This is a genomic window from Methanospirillum hungatei, assembly GCF_019263745.1.
In the GTDB taxonomy this organism is placed as follows: domain Archaea; phylum Halobacteriota; class Methanomicrobia; order Methanomicrobiales; family Methanospirillaceae; genus Methanospirillum; species Methanospirillum purgamenti.
The window spans coordinates 2,350,018-2,367,553 of the sequence record NZ_CP077107.1 but is presented as its reverse complement, the minus strand read 5'-3'; the positions used below and the strand labels follow the sequence as shown (position 1 = coordinate 2,367,553).

The following is a 17,536-nucleotide window of genomic DNA, read 5'->3' as shown; positions in this document are numbered from 1 at the left end:
TATCAGAAAGTTCATTCAATTCAGGCGATTTAATAGTGTACTCTGCATTATCATAATCGAGAGTACACTAATAATTATCGTCCCATATTCACTGGACCACTGACAGGTATCTTATCTCCTCACCCCCAATTATTCAATGAAATGCACGAGCCGGCTGTGAAAAAAACACTCTATTGGTGTGAACACTGCAACGTTCCCCTGATCGGACGAACCTGCAGCTGCGGCAATGAAGCAAAAACCATCCCCCTTCTTCAGCCCTATGATCTCCGCCCTGCTCTCTCGGCAGATCGGGATCATATCATTCAATTATTAACTTCCCAATACGGAGATGTTCCTGTTCCGAAGATAATTCTCCTGAATAAGACCGGGGGGTATGATCGTGCAGAACTTGTTATCATCAACGGGCAGCGGTTTGGCTGGTTCACTTTTGATCCGGTGACCAAAACCTATTCACTCGATATTACCCCTGAAGCTCTGCCATTTCTGGTTCCGTATATATCAAAAGGGATCATCGACCTGACTGCTCATATTGATCTCAAAGCAGAAAAAGGAAGAATCGGTGGGAAACGATTTCCCCTGAAAACACCGGTGCCGGATGGTTCGGTCATTGTCACGGCGAATGGAAAATACGGGACAGCCATCGTGAAAGAGGGATTTATCAAGGTAAAAGAACTCCTCCCGATTACCCCCTCCACTTATCCGGATCCTGACTGGGAAGCGGTCATTGTCCACAATACATATCATCTGAAAAACCTGGAACGGAATGCTGTCCGGACCATTAAGAGCCACATGAAAGACCGGCCGACGGTCAATGTTTCATTCTCCGGTGGAAAGGACAGCACAGCTGTTCTTCACCTGGCACGAAAAGCCGGAGTGGACAAGGCATTTTTCATCGATACTGGACTCGAATTCCCTGAAACCATTCAGTTTATTGAAGAGCAGGGAGTTGAGATCATTAGGAAGGGCGGTGACTTCTGGCAGGCGGTGGAGAAGGCAGGACCACCCGGCAAGGACAACCGGTGGTGTTGTAAACTTCTCAAATTACATCCCCTGAAGATTTATCTTGCTGATATAGGTCCCAGTGTTACCATTCAGGGGAACCGCTGGTATGAGTCATGGAACCGTGCCGGTCTTGATGAGACCAGTCAGAACCCGGCAAATCCACTGCAGCTGAATATATCCCCTATCCGGAGCTGGAGGGCATTTGAAGTATTCCTCTATCTCTGGTGGCGGAACTTCCCAATTAATCCCCTCTATGAACGGGGTATCGAGCGGATCGGCTGTTACCTCTGTCCTGCCATGCTTGAAAGTGAATATGATTCCATCCGAAAGACTCATCCGGATTTCACCGAGCGGTGGGATGCATTTCTTGATAAATGGGCCGAAAAGAAACAGATGCCGGATGCCTACACTGACTGGGGTCTGTGGCGATGGCGGGCACTTCCACCGAAGATGCGTGAATTATGTAGGAACATGGGAGTTCTCGTCAATGATGATTTCACCCTTGCACAAACAAAAGAGAGAAAAAAGAAGCAGCAACCCCCGCCAGTTTCTCCCATCGAGCAGAAGAGAGCAGATGTCGGACCTGAACCCGATGATATGTTCCGTGCGATCAGGCATGATTATCCCATCCTTGGAGATGTTATATATCTGGATAATGCTGCGACCAGTTGCTCTCCTGAACCGGTTGTTGAGGCTATGGTCGAGTTTGAACACCGGTACAGGTCAAATGTCGGAAGAGGAGTGCACCGGTTTACCCGGATAGCAACCCAGCGGTACTGGCATGCACATGAGAAGGTGGCAGAATTTATCGGAGCAGAGGAGGGCGTCACGGTCTTTACCAAAAACACCACCGAAGCGATCAACATGGTTGCACAGGGACTGACCTGGACACCGGGTGACCGGATTGTCACTACCATCCTTGAACACCACTCAAACCTTCTGCCCTGGAGATCACTTGAGAAGCAGGGTGTTACCCTTGAAATCATCGGCATACTTCCGGATTATTCCCTGGATATGGATGAATTCCGGAAGGCTCTTGAAAAGCCGGTCAGGCTTGTGGCAATCACACAGGCATCAAATGTCCTTGGGATCATCACCCCAGTGCAGGAAATTGCCACTCTGTGCAGGGAAAAAGGAGTACTACTGCTCGTCGACGGGGCCCAGGCAGCCCCCCATATGCCGGTTGATGTCAGAAGAATCGGTTGCGATTTCTACTGCTTTTCAGGACATAAACTCGGCGGGCCAACCGGCACGGGAGTTCTCTGGATGAAAGAACCAAACCTGATTCCTCTGATGGAGGGTGGAGGAACGGTTGAGTCGGTTACCGACGAGGAGGTTGTGCTGATACAGGGATATGAGCAATATGAAGCTGGTACACCCAATATTGCAGGGGGCATCGGGTTAGGTGTTGCGGTTGATTATCTGAAGAGAATCGGCATGGACAAGATCCATGAGCATGAAGAGCATCTCACCAGCCGCCTGATCGACGGTCTACACGCCATTGAGAGAGTCCGGGTATATGCACCAGGTAACCCAGAAACCAGAATAGGGGTTGTTTCTTTCACCATTGATGGGATGCATCCCCATGAAGTAGCCCAACGGCTTGATGACCATGACATATTGGTACGGTCAGGGTTTCACTGCTGTCAGCCACTGATGAGTGCTCTGAATCTGCCTGAAGGAACGGTTCGTGTAAGTATTGCACACTATAATACCAGAGAGGAGATTGATCTCTTCCTTGCTACTCTGAAAGAGATCATCAGCCAATAATTATCGGCTTATTCGTTCTGGAGTTGAATAGATCATGATCGTCTCATCATGGACTACACCAATACCCAATCCATTTTTTCTGCCGATCTCAACTGCGAGAGAAGTACAATATCCAATGGTTATTATGAGGGGAATTCTGGCAATCAAACATTTTCGAACCGATTCTGATGTTATTGTTGCTGAACAGACACAAAATGAGGAAGTAAGATTTATTTCTTTGGTGAATGCTGCTCCAATCATCCGATCCAATGACTGATCATCAGTGATATCACATCGATATAGAAGCAATCCATCTTCTTGACATAGACATGAGAAGACGAGACCATACGAACATATTTCTTTCTCTGAATGGATTTTTCGAATACAATCATCTATCGCATTTTCAGACACAGAAAAATTACTGGATAAAATGGGTAGTTTTCCAGTGTCAATATATGAAACTGCTCCTCCACATCCAGAAAGAATTGTCTTCTTTGGCCCGGGGCTAGTAAAAATATTCGTTGTAATAATACTTATCCGGTTTTTTTCTACACGGATTGATTCAATTTCCTCTTTTTTTGTAATATGTTGTTCGGTTAAAAGAAAACCAGTAATATATTCTTTCTGATCCCCTGGAGCCAGGAGAAGAGTAGATAAATGCCTGCCATTAATAAAAATCGCTGTTGGAATCTCATCATATGTTCGAAAATCTTCAAATTCCCCTTGTGTAATTGAGTGTGGGTGTGATAAGGTTATGAAATTCATGAAGATCATTCTTTTCGATATTGATATATGATTTCTTTATCGTGTTTCAAAGCCTTGAAGCGACATCATCCAACAAATTATTGAAAAATATATGGAGAGGAGTGCCACCCCAATATTATTCATGACAGAATATAAAATCATGTGGTGCCAATAACACAAGGATGAACAGGAATACCATTTACTTTTTATCGATTAAGTTGGGTTTTTGGACATGTATAATGGTTACGATATTATCATCTTCAGTAATTGGGGCAGTATCTCCCGATCTTCTTGATACACGACAAAATTCAGGGTTTGAGATAACATCACTCAACCTTTCCACTGGAGATTTGAAAGTCAGTGCAGGAAAAGTGATTAATCCAGTAATAACTATAAAAAATAACGGCATCTTGTCCAATAGCTCCGGACCCATTCAATTTTCTGCTATGCTTGGACCAATGGATCTCATACATGAAAATACCGATTATCAAGCTCCTGATGTCGGAGATAAAAGAGATTATAAAGTAGCATTTACCATTCCACAGACTCAACCAGGAGATTATCAATTAAAAATAACAGTATACGAACAAAAAAAAGATAGAACAGGAAAAAAATCATCACACAGCTTGAAAGCAGATTCGTTTATTCAGGTGATGTTACCAAGTCCAGGATCCGCATCCCGGGCTTGCGGGTGCTCATAAATTATTTAAATATTTTTTTCCTGAAAAATACTATTCCTACAACCCCGATAATTATGAAAAGATATAATACGTGGTTCCGGAAGAGGAAGGTCAGATCAGGTAATTTTTCACTTTGTTCAGGGATGTTCATCTTGGTTTTAGTATAAAGATCCATCTGCTTTGGATTGAGGGATGACTCAGGAATTGAATCGAGGATTTTCTTCCCTTTCTGATATTTCCCCAGATTGATCTGAGCATTTGCCAGACCTAGTGATGCATCCGTATTTCCTGGAAATGCATCCAAATATTCCAGGTAAGCTTCTTCAGCCAGGTGATAGTCTCCACTTTGAGTGAAGAAATCTCCTTTTTCCATTATAGTAGTTGGATTATTTCTTGGAAAATTCATCTTTTCCAATTCCTTCCCAGCATTATATGGTTTTCCTAAAGCTGAAAATGTATCACTTCGTTTTTTTAAAATATCATCAATTACTTCTTTTTCTGATTCTTTTTCAATAGAACGGTTCCATGCAGATAATGCAGAATTCAAGTCACCCTTTTTGGCATACATATCCCCCAATTTCCTGGAATAGGTAGAATTATCTGGATCTAATTCTTCTGCATGTTGAAAAGACTGAATTGCTTCATCAATGTGACCAGCGCTATTGAATAGGTCACCTTCTTTGTCAAATAATTCAGGATGAACAAATTGTTTCGATTCACTTGTAGATTTATTGGGATCATCTGACAAAATATAATAATTATTTCCCGTTTCAAAAGATTGTGGATAATCAACAAAAAAAGATGATGAAAGAGAAGCATGGTCATTGGGAAATGTTTCATATTGTCTATATATCTTTCCAGAATCCCCTTTTGAATAATCTTCGCAGGAATCAGGATTCAATAAACAGCTTCCTGTTTTAAATGCAACGTCGGCTTCTTCCTGTTTCTTAAGATCAGCCAATACTGTTCCTTTCCATAACCAACCATAGGGCCATGATGGATTTTGAAGAGTTATATCTTCAAAAATATGAAACGAAGTGTCCAAATTTCCAGATTTATATTCAGCCACCCCTTCGTCCAGTAATTTTTCTGAATCAGAATAATACGCAGCACCAATCATTGGTATTGCTATGAATATAATCAGTAAGATCAATGAGCGATGGAAATATTTCAAAACATTTAATAACATAATTATCTACGAGAGTTCTGTTTGATTTTTGGAGAAAAAGCATCAATGAGATTGTCAATTTCCTGAATCATTTCATTTACCTCTCCATATCTGCCATTTTTATCTGGAGACAATGTCTTCCGTATGAGATTATCGAAAACATTTAAATCCGGATTGATGTGTGAGGGCAATACATCACTATAATTGTCAATGGATGGGATCTGGCCGGTGATAAGGTAATAACAGATCGCTCCAACCTGATAAATATCCGTCTTTTTCCCAGGATTTCCGTACTTGGCAGAGTTACATTGCTCAGGAGCAATAATCCAACAATCTTCTGGTATATATGATTGCACCAGAGCAGCTGCGTCAAATCCAGATATTTTTGGATTTAATCCTTTATCAAGCAAAACTACTGAAGGTTCCAAGAGATAATGTCTTACTCCCTGATGATGAAGATAATCAATACCTTCTGCAAGTCCGCGGATGATTTTAAGAGAGGCACGAGGTGGTATTGGAACTTTAACATCTGCAAGGGAATATATTCTTTTTCGAGATTGAAGAACTCCGGAGGGGAGATCAAATTCCAAATAGTACTGGGGATCGCGTTCCCAATATTTTATTTGAAGTATGTTCAGATGTTTCAACGATCTCCATGCTTGTATCTGTAATTCAATTGTTGAATGATTTACTTTTCCAGGTTTTAGAATACGTACCGCTACCTCTTCGTTATCTGATACTCTCACAGCCCTATAAATCATTCCTAACCTATCTTCACTGATAATTCCAGATGGGTGATAAAGAGAAATGAGATCCTCAGGAAATTCCTGTTGTATATCATAAAGAATGTTAGTATTCGTAATATGATGATGATCAGGAGGGGAGGGGAGCATAGATTTTTTATTTTCATTGTCACCTCTCTGATCTGTCAAATTATTAGCAATTTTCAGTTCCATAATTTTTTTCTCAACAATCTCTGCATATTTTTGCAGATTTGGATCGTTAATTCCCTTCTTCATCTGTTGATGAAACCATTCTTGAGAATCAGAAAATTGCTTTGAAAAAAATAGGAAAACGCCACGATTATATGGTATTTTTGTCGGCAGAGATAATGAACCACCTTCTCCATCAATTATATGCAGATTTTTAAAAGTCGAAATTGAGTCGATATCTGGCTCATCCATCCCAATAAAGATTTTTCCTTCTTTTCCGGGCAATATGTTCACTGAATCAATATTTAATGCTTCAAGGGTTTTATTTTTAATTTTAATAACTGCAACAACTTTTCCATCCCTTATAAAAAAACGTTCAAACACCCAGGAGAGATCAGGTTTTTTCGGTAAAATCCGATAATATAGGTTAATAAATTGAGTTTTCTTTTTACCGTCACTTCCAATATAGGAAATATCCATCCCAGTGACATTGTCTCCAGGACTATCATCCTTTATCTCCCGATACAGTAATTTGATTTCTCCTGGAGAAATGCGGTGATTTTCAACAGTGATGTCCTTTTTACCTAGATTCGAAATTTTTATCTGGAACTTTTTTTCTCTTCCCTGAGTAAATATCCCAGGTATGGGATCAAACCGTACCTCATCTTTATCAGTTTTTCTCGAGACCTCAACAGAGAAATCCCGGCCAGGATGGCTATGAATTGAAAACGGTAATATTTGTGAAACTGTGAATTTCACTCGTTTCATCTTGCCAGTTATTACAACAACTGCACAAATTCCAACTCCGGTCAAAGTGATTACGAATCCAAGAACGATAAAAAAATTTGATAATATTGCAGTCAGAAACGGATTTGTGTCATCTAATAAAAGAGAATTTTTTGTTTCGATGTAAAAAAAAGAATCTTCAGGATCATACAAAACAGGATTCAAAGAATTTGGCAAAACCTCAATCTCTTTTTCCATCACCCCTTCTCTCCCTTCAATTTCCACTTTGTGGAACCCTGCCTGAATATCCGAGAGAGTAAGAGGAGTCATTCCAACATATATATTATCCAATTTTACTGGGAGATGAAAAACTCCCCCTGATACCTGAATAACTCCGGTTTCACTCATAAGATTGGGATTTTGTGGTATAATCTTTACAGGAATATTAACCATATCTGAAACAGGTACAGTTTTACCAGACGGTAACAATCTGACTAATGCGAATGAAAGAGTAACTTCTCCAGGATTGTGAGTATTCATTGAAAATGGAAACTGGTAACTTTGACCATTATGAACTCTGGAACCTTTCGGAAGTAGGTTAATTAGGGGTTCGATAGTAATCAGGGAATTATCACTGAAGTATTCAACTCCAAACTTCTCTACATCATATTCCCATGCAGTCATTCCAGTATTTCGAAATTCTATCATGAATTGACCACTGTGTCCCGTAGATAGGTTTTCAGGGATTGTATCAGTTACATATTCACCTCCCTGAATACTAATTCCAGATAAAGAGCCATGTGTAATGCCGATTATCGGAATACAAAATAATAAAATGACAATAAACAGGATATATCGCCATATAGGAACAGTATTCATTTCGGATACAATTCTCATACGGCATCAGAAAATGAATTACTCATAGGTATACCCTGATTTATAGAGGCCTCATGAAGATCTTTTAAAAAAAATTCAACAGAAGAATACCTATCATTTTTAAAGCGGGCGGTGAGATTTTGAAGAAGTGGGTCATAACATGCCAGAGATTCATCAAACCTGCTGAACGATATTTTTTCCCAGTCTGATTCTGGAATTAGAGTATCATGATTGAAAATTTTTCCAGTTACCAACCAGAACCATATTGCCCCAAGTTGATAAATATCTGTTTTTTTCCCGGTTTTTCCAAAAAAATGTGGATCAATCTGTTCAGGTGCCTGAACAAAAAATTCTTCTTTCCCACTACTCCCAGCCCCACGTAATGATTCCCGAATGAGACCTGAAATTTTTGGTGTCATTGGTTCATCAAGAAGAATATACTTAGGTGAGAGATGGTAATGACGAACACCTTGTTTGTGAATATACGCAAGACCTTCAGAAATTTGCTCAATCATTGGAAGCCATAAGTCAATCGGTAACGGAGCAGGAAGATCGGAGAGGCATATCCGTTGTGTTCCTTCATAACGGGCTCCAGCCACATATTCTAACTCAAGAAACATTACCGGGGAGAATTCTGCCCTGAACATACGAAGAACATATGGATGCCGAAGTTGGTATAATAATGAAATTTCCGTATATAGGGATGGACGAATATCTGCAGTATTCTGGGGGATTTTAAGGGCACGTAAATCTCCTGTATCATTTCTACGTACCAGAATTACAGTCGCAAATGGATCATCACCAAGAACCCGGATAGGAGTATAACGATCGAATAACTCATCTGGATATCCGGCAATTTTTGGTTTGATCTGAATTTCTCTGTTTTCTTTTCTTTTTTGAATTTTCGTATTAAGTTTTTCTAATTCACTCAAAGCTTCGGTATGTGAAGGATCTATTTTTAGTATTTCCTCAAAAACAGCTTTTGATTCCTCTTCAAGACCCCATTTTGCAAGAATCATGGCTTGATAAAATAATCCCTGTATATTTGTTGGATCATTATGGAGTAAATTTTTAAAGTATTCATATCCTTTTTCGACCACACCACGAGCCAGTAAGGCAAGACCACGATTGTAAGGAATTGAAATGTTTTTAAAAAATTCAGATCCTCCGGCAAGAAAACGAAGGCGAAGGGTTAACTCAGGCTCATCATCAACTGGCTCTTTCAGATCTACTGGAACTATGCCAAACCCTCCAGCAGAAATATCCTGATCTTTTACTGTTACCGGAACAGATGAATTATTAGAAATTCCTAGAAATGCTGTTGCAGAACCTGATTTTAATTCAAGGTTCTGCAGGTTAACATCAAGATCATGAGTTGGAGTAAGTAGGGTTCCTTTTTTCTTATCATCAGAAATTTCTCTTTTAATGCCCTGTTTATCCGATGATTTATCCAATTTACCCGGATGATATTTCAAGACACCAGATCCCGTTAAAACAGAGGGATTGCCTGAACTGATTCCATCTTGAATTGAAGATGATGTCAATCCTTCAAAGATCGGTTTTTTCGAATGAATCTTCTTAAGAAGTTCATTTTCCTCTTCTAACCGATTCTCATCATGATCATCGGATTTTTGTTTCTTTTTTCCTTTTTTAGATTTCTCTTCTTCTAATTGGGTTCTTTTTCGCAACCCATGAATCACTAATCCAATACATACTATAATTATCAGGAGAATTATGAGGATAAGAGGAATATTTGCTTCAATATATCCTATCAGTGTTCCATCAGAGACAGGACCCACTTTTTTCTTTGTGATTACTGGAGGATCTCTTTGATCCAGGACCATGATCCGGGTCATTGTTCCCCGATCTACATCTACTGAAAAAAAACGCTCAAATGTCCCATTCATTGCTTTGATCTCATATCGACCAGGTTTTACATCTGCAATTATTGCAGGAATATTCCCCACATACACCGAGTTTTGAAAAATTTTCAAATCTGGCAGAGGACTTTCAACATAAATAGATCCATTTACCGGTGATGAGATACCATCAGTTGGGACAATTTTTATGTGTTTTACATAACTCTCTGTAATCTTTTGATCTCCGATAGCAGAACGCATGACAACGGAAAAAGAAAGATTATACGATCCAGGAACACCAACTGGAAGAAGAGTAAGGCCAAAACTTGCGGTCTTTCCTGGAGTAATATTGAGATCTTTTGAGAGTTCAACAAATGTGGGGATGGCTGTCACATCAGTTAAATCTCCTTCATACAAAAGACCGATTCTTCTCATTTCATCCTGCCAGCTGACAAGACCATTATTGCGAAACGTTATGAAAACCGGATAAGCGTGACCAGGGAGCAATTGATCTGGAATTGTATCACTAACATATGCAGGACCAAACCCTGGAGGGTTAACCCATTCTTCAGCAGCATTTACAGGTACAACAATGGCTAATATTACGAGTAATACTACTACGATGATAGGAACCATCCGACTGTACCTGTAAAGAATGAGATGTACGTACAGCCTATTTATTCTACCGGTTTAGGCCTGCTCAACGCATCTAGATCTGCGATGAACTCATCCATGTAATCATATCGCCCTGATTTTTTCCGGGATAACATCCGTAAAAGAATAGGATCATATTTTACCAGGTTTTTTCTTATTTCTGAGGGTAAAATAAGTTCATCTTTATATTCCTCATACAATCCTTCACGACCTGACTTCTTAAATGCTTCCGGACTATAAGGGAGAAAACCAGTCAGAAGTTCATAAAAAATAACCCCAAGCTGATAGATATCAGTTCTTCTTCCTGGGTTTCCGTATATTGTTTCATTCTTTTGTTCAGGTGTAATATATGCTGCAGTAGCATTCCGGACATCTGAATCCTTTATTGAGAATCCAAATTCATTTCTCCCCCTCGCAAAACCAGAAATTTTTGCACGGAGTTTAGGAGTAATAAGAATATCACCTGTCTGAAGATGATAATGACGAACTCCTATTTCATGAGCATAACGAAGTCCTTCGGCAATATCCCGAACGAGAGATACGGCATATTGTTCCCGGATAGGTTTTGGAAGGCCGGAGAGGGAGGTATGGAGAGAGCCCTTGTACGATAATCCTTCCAGGTATTCATTCTCTAAAAATGTCATGTCATCAAGAAACTCAGAACGGAACAGATGAACGATATTTGGATGCCGCAGTGATCGCCAGACAGCCGTCTCTTTCTGAAGGATTTCACTTCCGGGTTGCTTTAAATGACCTACTTTTAATGCCCTTAAAGCACCACTCTCTTTTTTGCGGACTTTGTATACCCGTGCGTATGAATCATCTCCTGCCACTCCTAGGGGCTCATACCGATCACGAAGAGAATGAGGAAAACCCCACATCCCCTCAATCTCTTTACTCTCCTGCTCAGGATCTTCTACCTGGATGTCAGGAATTGAATTTTCTGTCTCAATCGGTTTTTTATCAGAATCTGATCCTCCCCGTCGTATAGAACGATCCATGATTACTTTTTGACCACCAATTCCAGAACCAGATGTTTTTCCACCCTTTTTATTCCAGCCGGCATCAGATTTTCCGGATACAGATTCGTTCTCCCCTGCCTGATTTCCTTTTCCTCTATCACCCACCCCTCTTTGGAACCTGTTTTTACCATCCGCTGAAGGAGCAAACATAATGAGGGGACGTGTATACCGCCTGATCGGGTGTTGTTCAGGAATTCTTTGGGTATCCATCATAATCACCTGAAAACCCAGGAAAATAATAACAGCACTGATAATAATGAGAGGAAGGTTATCCAAAATCCAACCAAGAGTCGTATATTTCAAAAGATGTTCTGTAGAAACTGAAGGTTTTTCTTGAGAGGTCAGATCAATCTGAACCCTGCTGACAGCTCCAGGCTCGACCATAACCTGTGTCCATTTAGATGAATAATCTGGGTGAGAAACAGAAATCTCATACTGAGCAGGATTGAGATCAGGCAGGGTAAGAGGGGTAAATCCTTTATCTTCATTACCCATTCTCACAAGTGCTCCGGATGGAGTTGATTGAATTATAATTGAACCAACAGATCCTGATGAAACGCCTTCTTTAGGAATAACGGTTATCTTTTTTGAGAAGCCGTTAGGAAACGGCGTGTATCTGTCTTCACCTTTTCTGGTAGACATTGAGAAACTCAGCTCATATTCACCAGGTTTATCAGGAGGAGTGAGGGTAAAAGGAAAAGAGGATACTTCTTGTGTTGCAACTTTCATTCCTTCCGGAATAGGAGAGAAAACCGGGTCAACAGATATAGAAGATTGTAAACCCTGATAGAGGAGACCAAATTTTTCAACTCCCCATTCCCAGGATACCATCCCATTATTCCGAAAGGTAATGACTACCGGATATGATGAACCAGCTTCAAGTGAAGACGGGATTGTATCTGAAACATACTCACCCATATAATATCCCACACCTGAAGTCCCCCCAGAGGTGTATGGATCATCTGCTCCAGAAACATAGTACGAGAAATTAAGGAGACTTAAGAGAACAAGAACCAGTATGGAAAAATAATATCTTCTAAATTGTTTGTTCTCTCTCATGTGTTTACCTACTAAACAATCTTGTAAGAAATGTATAAACAATTCTTTCACCTATGATTCAAAAATGCATCCATCACAGTATCTTCGATCTGATATTGAAACCATGAAGTATCCTGACCTTGAAGCTCTCATTGATGAAAGGATTCAGTATACCATTCAATATGCTGCAGAGCACTCACCATTTTATAAAAATTTTTTCAGGGAACATAACATCAGCCCTTATGAAATAAAAAGTCATGAGGATTTACTTGAACTACCAGTCATAAATGGTCATATCATTAGAGAAAACCAGCCTCCAGTCACGCAGGACTTTATGTTTAAAAGCCTTGATTGGAATGATATCTACACCATTCATGAGACAAGTGGAACAAGCGGAACTCCAAAGAGTTTTTTCCTTTCCTGGGACGATTGGAAGAGATACGCAGAAAAATATGCCCGAATATTTGTCTCACAAGGATTCACTGCAGAAGACAAGATGATCATCTGTGCAAGTTATGGAATGAATGTGGGAGCAAATACCATGACACTTGCAGCACGGGAAGTTGGAATGAGTATTATACCAACTGGGAAATGTACATTTCCAATCCGTCTCATTCAATCGTATCAACCAACCGGGATTGTAGGAAGTGTCTTTAAATTTTTACGATTGGCGAGAAGAATGCAGGCAGAGGGAATGAAACCCGCAGATTCCAGTATTCAGAGACTTGTAGTTGGTGGGGAGAGTTTTGCTGAAGAATCCAGAAAATATGTTCAGGAACTTTTTGACTGTGATGTATACAATAGTTATGGTAGTACTGAAGGCACGATGTGTGGAGAATGCCAGGCAATTGCAGGACTCCATGTCCCTGAAGATATTGTCCATCTTGACATTCATGATCCAAGACATCAACGGTTTTTACCAGACGGAGAAGAGGGGCACATTGTTCTTACAACATTACTAAAACCGGGTGAACGATGTGGATCACTTCTCATAAATTATGATACCGATGACACAACAAAGGTTATCAGCAGAAGCAGGTGCCAATGTGGGAGGACCCACATGAGAATTCAGAATCCCTGGCGTGAATCAGAGACAATTCATATTTTTGAGGTTCCAATTAACCGTATTGACATCGAACGTGCTGTTTTTCAATCATCAAATTTGCCTTCGCTTACTGGGGAATATGAAGCATTTGTATATGGTGAAGAAGAAAATGAGATAACACTTCGTATATCAGTTGAAGCAGAAGACAAGGATTCATGCAGTATTCATGATATAACCGATGTGATCACCGAGACAATTCTGAAGCAAAAACCAGAACTTATTGGGAGTTATGACGATGGAATATTCCAAATTCTGGTTCACATCACCGGACCTGGGGGTCTGGAGCTTCACCATATCAGAGGAAGGCCGAAAAGATTGATGGATAGAAGATGAGGATGGTAAATAAAAATTATTCGGTTTTTTGCAAAGTCTTTATTGCAGATGAGACAATTATACCAAGTTGTTCAACTGTCCACATTTCAGTATCAAGGACAAGATGATACGGATTTTGTGAGTTGATATCAATGTCATAATACTGTTGGTACCGGAGAGCCTCACTTGCTTCCCGTTCCTGTGTTGCCTGCATAGCAGCATCAAGATCTGCAAACTGATCTCTATCAAATATTCTTTTGACCCTGCATTCTAATGATGCTTTCAACCAGATTTTCAGATCTGCTTCAGGTATCATCCAACCGGACAATCGCCCTTCAGCAATAATATGAGTATTTGATAATGCAATTTCACGCTGTCGTTCATCGATCAGTTTGTCTACCGATGGATCTTCCTCACAGAACGCTCCAAACTCCCCTAATGATAACCCGCGTTCTTTTGCCATCTGTCTGAACACTTCACCAGCAGAAATAACATCATATCGGTGTATTTCAGCAAGATGGTAAGTAAGAGAAGTTGTTCCACTTCCCGGTAAACCACTGATCGTAATCCGCATTACAAACCCCCGATATCAAGAGCTTTTCTGATTACCTGTGAAAGGGTTATAGAACAAAGCATATACCAAATAATCCAGGCAGGTGCAGGTCCAAGAATGAGATCAGTAAGATGAACCAGTCCGAAGAATGGCATGTTGATCATGGCATCAAAATGATTGAGACGGAATATCAGCCAGAAAAAAATGGGGAGTGTAATTACCATAATATACCCCATTGGTTTGAACTGAGCCTGGCTCATCTCCATTTGATCCTGCATCATATGTGTTCGTTTGGATTCGAGTTTTTTTATCCTCTTTTCATCCTTTGAAAGCATCGCTTCACGATATTCTTTTTGGAATTCTTTCATCTTGTTCTGCGTTTCTTTCATCTTCTTATAATCAATGGTATATTTCTGAATAATCGATGAATAAAAACCTGTCATTGCAGAGAGGATGATGATAACGATGTAAAAGGGAATATGAAATGTATCCACAAGGGGCCCAAGGACTACATTTAATGAAGTCCCAAGAGTATTGCGGACTGCTTCAATACTGGCTACAAACAACAGCCCCATTGCCAGAATCAGGGGCATCATGCTCATTGTTGCGGATTTTGAACCTGCCATGAGTTATTACCTGAGGACCTGTACCATCTCTTCAACTGCTTTTTCAAGCAGGAAATCCGGATTTTTAATATATCGTATCGTACAACCGGTAAACATTGCATACGCTGCTGAAACAGCACGGTTGAAATCCTGGTGGTCCTGAATATCTTTATATCCTTCAATATCTCTGATACGCGATGCATCAGATAATCTGCGTTTTAATATCTGGTCTGAATCAGTCTCGACAAGGATGATCAAATCAGGTTTTAACTCTTTTAAAACCCATTCCGGCAAACCTGCCAGGAATCCAGCCGGAGTTTTTACTGAAGCATGAGTATCGATGATAATATTACCATCGATCCGGGCGATCGCTTGTGAAGCCAGTTGCTGAAGCCTTTTTTGAGTATTTTTATCAAGTTTCCGCATTTCGTCGCGGTCTTTGACAATATTCTCTTTTTGTGCAACTTCAAACATAAAGGTACCAAAATTAATGCTCTGATATGGCACCCCTTCTTCTTCAAGCCGTCTGATTGACTCGGTAATGACCGAGGTCTTGCCGACCCCGGGCACTCCGGTAATAATGACTTTCTTCCCGGTCATATTGGTTTCTCTTTTATTCCTTACCAAAGAATGTTCGCATGAACGGATACATTTCCATGATCTGTTCACTGGCGATCTGTTCATAGAGTCGATAGGTAATTGAAACGGTAAGCAGCAGACCAGTACCGGATACAGCACCAATCACACCAAAGAGGTTTGCTACTACCGACATAATACCGATGAAAACCCCACCAATGACAGTGACACGGGGAATATACCGATCCAGAACCTTCTCCAGAACGGCCGGGTTTCTACGGTATCCAGGTATTGACATTCCAGAGAGTTGAATCTGACGGGCTACTGCCTTTGAATCAAGGCCGGCTGTCTTCACCCAGAACAGAGCGAATATTGCGCCTCCGACAATCATCACAACGGAATCGATACCCAATCGTATCAGGACTTCCCATGGTGCATGGCCTCCAATATAATTGGGCATCCACCACATCCAGTCAGATGGACTATTAATCGGAGCCAGGTACCACATGAGACCGCTGGTCGGTGTCTGTCCTTCAAAAGTTCCAAAGAATGTAATACCCACGTTATTCAGGAACAATCCAATCATCTGGACGTTTGCCTGCAGTACACGGACAAGAATCATCGGAAGCACACTGGCGTAAATGAGTTTGACCGGGAACCGTGCTCTGGCACCACGAACCTGAGTATGTGCCAGAGGGATTTCAACCCTGGTAGATTCAACATACACAATCAGTATGAAGATTGCTATAGTGGTAATGAATGCAATGAGGTCAGTTCCAAAGTACTGGATAAAATTCGCCCCGTCAAGCACTACAGAGAAGAGACGGGGGAAGAATCCGACCGGATACATATCATTAACAGGAGCCCAGTTAATGAAACCATTGATAATTGCTTCAGAGATACCGGCGATAATGAAGAGACCAACACCAGAACCAATACCCCATTTTGTCACCACCTCATCCATCAGGAAGATGAGTACTCCACCGATACAAATCTGGATAAAGATTAGTATTGCCAGGACACCACTGTTACCTCCGAATAATGCTGAAGCAATAGCCGGGTCAGGCTTTAAAAATCCTCCAACGATCATCGGCAGGGCTTCAACCACGATCATGATGAAGATCATGAGTTTCTGAAGACCCATGTACTGGATCTGTCCTTTTAATTCAGAGGTATCAATGTGAATAAGGTCAGCACCTTTGAGGAGCTGAAGAACGATAGAAGCAGTAACAATTGGACCAATTCCTAAATGGACAATTGAACCACTTGAACCAGCAAGAAGAGCACGGAAGTACTGGAACATATCCTGTGATTCAGGGGAAAGCCCGAAAACAGGAATATTCGTGAGAGCAAAGTATAAAATTAAAATTGCAGCGGTCCAGGCAAGTTTGTTCTTAAAATGAACATGGCCTTCTGGCGTTTTGACTGCCGGCATTTTAGCCAGAATTGGCTCCATCCGGTCGAGTATCTCACCCATTCAGAACCTCCCAGGTATCAAATCAGGAGAGCAGGGCGTGCCCGCCCTTTGCCTCGATCTTCTGGATCGCAGACTGGGAGAACGCCTCTGCAGTAATATTCATCTTGCAGGTGACCTGTCCACCACCAAGAACCTTCTCAATTCCAATATCAGCTGCATTGAGAACGATCATATCTCCATCCTGGGTTGCTGTCCCTTCCTTAAGGAGTGATGGAATAATCTGATCAATCTGGCCGATATCAAGAACATTGCCGGTCATAGCAGTCCGGTGGTGGTGTTTGAAACCACAGGTACCATAGGTCCAGTTTGCATGGACAACCCCACGTACAAACTTGTGATCTCTGCTTCCTCCTCTTCCACGGCCACCACGGTTCCCTGCTCCACGGCGGTTTTTATGGGTTCCGCCACCACAGGTTCTGGAACCCCGGTACTTGGAACGCTTATTTACTGGCATTGCA

At 41.0% G+C, this 17,536-nt stretch carries 13 protein-coding genes; 3 read left to right on the top strand and 10 right to left on the bottom strand.

The annotated features are described in order from the left end of the window. Positions 1-141 precede the first annotated feature (141 nt). Positions 142-2,772, top strand: a complete 2,631-nt coding sequence (locus tag KSK55_RS11500) for an aminotransferase class V-fold PLP-dependent enzyme (RefSeq protein WP_218606967.1) — start codon at positions 142-144, stop codon at positions 2,770-2,772. On the opposite strand, the gene KSK55_RS11495 is transcribed toward KSK55_RS11500, so the two are convergent. Continuing rightward, complete coding sequence (locus KSK55_RS11495) at positions 2,773-3,516, bottom strand: formate dehydrogenase accessory sulfurtransferase FdhD (RefSeq protein WP_218606966.1); 744 nt, start codon at positions 3,514-3,516, stop codon at positions 2,773-2,775. It lies immediately after the preceding gene. Positions 3,517-3,734: 218 nt separating this feature from the next. On the opposite strand from KSK55_RS11495, the gene KSK55_RS11490 reads away from it, so the two are divergent. After that, positions 3,735-4,196, top strand: a complete 462-nt coding sequence (locus tag KSK55_RS11490) for a hypothetical protein (RefSeq protein WP_218606965.1) — start codon at positions 3,735-3,737, stop codon at positions 4,194-4,196. A 1-nt stretch (position 4,197) separates the two neighbouring features. Here the strand turns inward: KSK55_RS11490 and KSK55_RS11485 are convergent, their stop codons facing one another. From KSK55_RS11485 to KSK55_RS11470, 4 genes are all read right to left on the bottom strand, one after another. After that, the gene (locus KSK55_RS11485) at positions 4,198-5,295 is read right to left on the bottom strand and encodes a tetratricopeptide repeat protein (protein WP_218606964.1); all 1,098 of its coding nucleotides are present in this window, start codon (positions 5,293-5,295) and stop codon (positions 4,198-4,200) included. 71 nt (positions 5,296-5,366) lie between these two features. After that, positions 5,367-7,898 (bottom strand): protein kinase domain-containing protein, encoded by a 2,532-nt coding sequence (locus KSK55_RS11480; protein ID WP_218606963.1) that lies wholly within the window; start codon positions 7,896-7,898, stop codon positions 5,367-5,369. Beyond that, positions 7,895-10,372, bottom strand: coding sequence for a protein kinase domain-containing protein (locus KSK55_RS11475; RefSeq protein ID WP_218606962.1), 2,478 nt, complete (start codon positions 10,370-10,372; stop codon positions 7,895-7,897). Before KSK55_RS11475 ends, KSK55_RS11480 begins: the two co-directional genes overlap by 4 nt. 41 nt (positions 10,373-10,413) lie before the next feature. Further along, complete coding sequence (locus tag KSK55_RS11470) at positions 10,414-12,471, bottom strand: protein kinase domain-containing protein (RefSeq protein ID WP_218606961.1); 2,058 nt, start codon at positions 12,469-12,471, stop codon at positions 10,414-10,416. A gap of 64 nt (positions 12,472-12,535) precedes the next feature. Here KSK55_RS11470 and ftsA point away from each other — a divergent pair, with 64 nt between their 5' ends. After that, entirely contained in the window at positions 12,536-13,888 is a 1,353-nt protein-coding gene (gene ftsA / locus KSK55_RS11465) for a coenzyme F390 synthetase (protein ID WP_218606960.1), read from the top strand. A 16-nt stretch (positions 13,889-13,904) separates the two neighbouring features. Here ftsA and cmk read toward each other — a convergent pair whose 3' ends face one another. Genes cmk through KSK55_RS11440 form a run of 5 tightly spaced genes read right to left on the bottom strand, consistent with a single transcriptional unit; the run spans position 13,905 to position 17,532 of the window. After that, complete coding sequence (cmk, locus tag KSK55_RS11460; RefSeq protein ID WP_214419516.1) at positions 13,905-14,441, bottom strand: (d)CMP kinase; 537 nt, start codon at positions 14,439-14,441, stop codon at positions 13,905-13,907. Next, positions 14,441-15,046, bottom strand: coding sequence for a DUF106 domain-containing protein (locus KSK55_RS11455; protein ID WP_214419517.1), 606 nt, complete (start codon positions 15,044-15,046; stop codon positions 14,441-14,443). Before KSK55_RS11455 ends, cmk begins: the two co-directional genes overlap by 1 nt. A gap of 6 nt (positions 15,047-15,052) precedes the next feature. Beyond that, positions 15,053-15,625: an adenylate kinase gene (locus KSK55_RS11450; RefSeq protein WP_214419518.1), complete on the bottom strand. Its 573-nt coding sequence runs from the start codon at positions 15,623-15,625 to the stop codon at positions 15,053-15,055. A 13-nt stretch (positions 15,626-15,638) separates the two neighbouring features. Further along, positions 15,639-17,078: a preprotein translocase subunit SecY gene (secY, locus tag KSK55_RS11445; RefSeq protein WP_214419519.1), complete on the bottom strand. Its 1,440-nt coding sequence runs from the start codon at positions 17,076-17,078 to the stop codon at positions 15,639-15,641. 22 nt (positions 17,079-17,100) lie between these two features. Beyond that, the gene (locus KSK55_RS11440) at positions 17,101-17,532 is read right to left on the bottom strand and encodes an uL15m family ribosomal protein (RefSeq protein WP_214419520.1); all 432 of its coding nucleotides are present in this window, start codon (positions 17,530-17,532) and stop codon (positions 17,101-17,103) included. Positions 17,533-17,536: the final 4 nt, after the last annotated feature.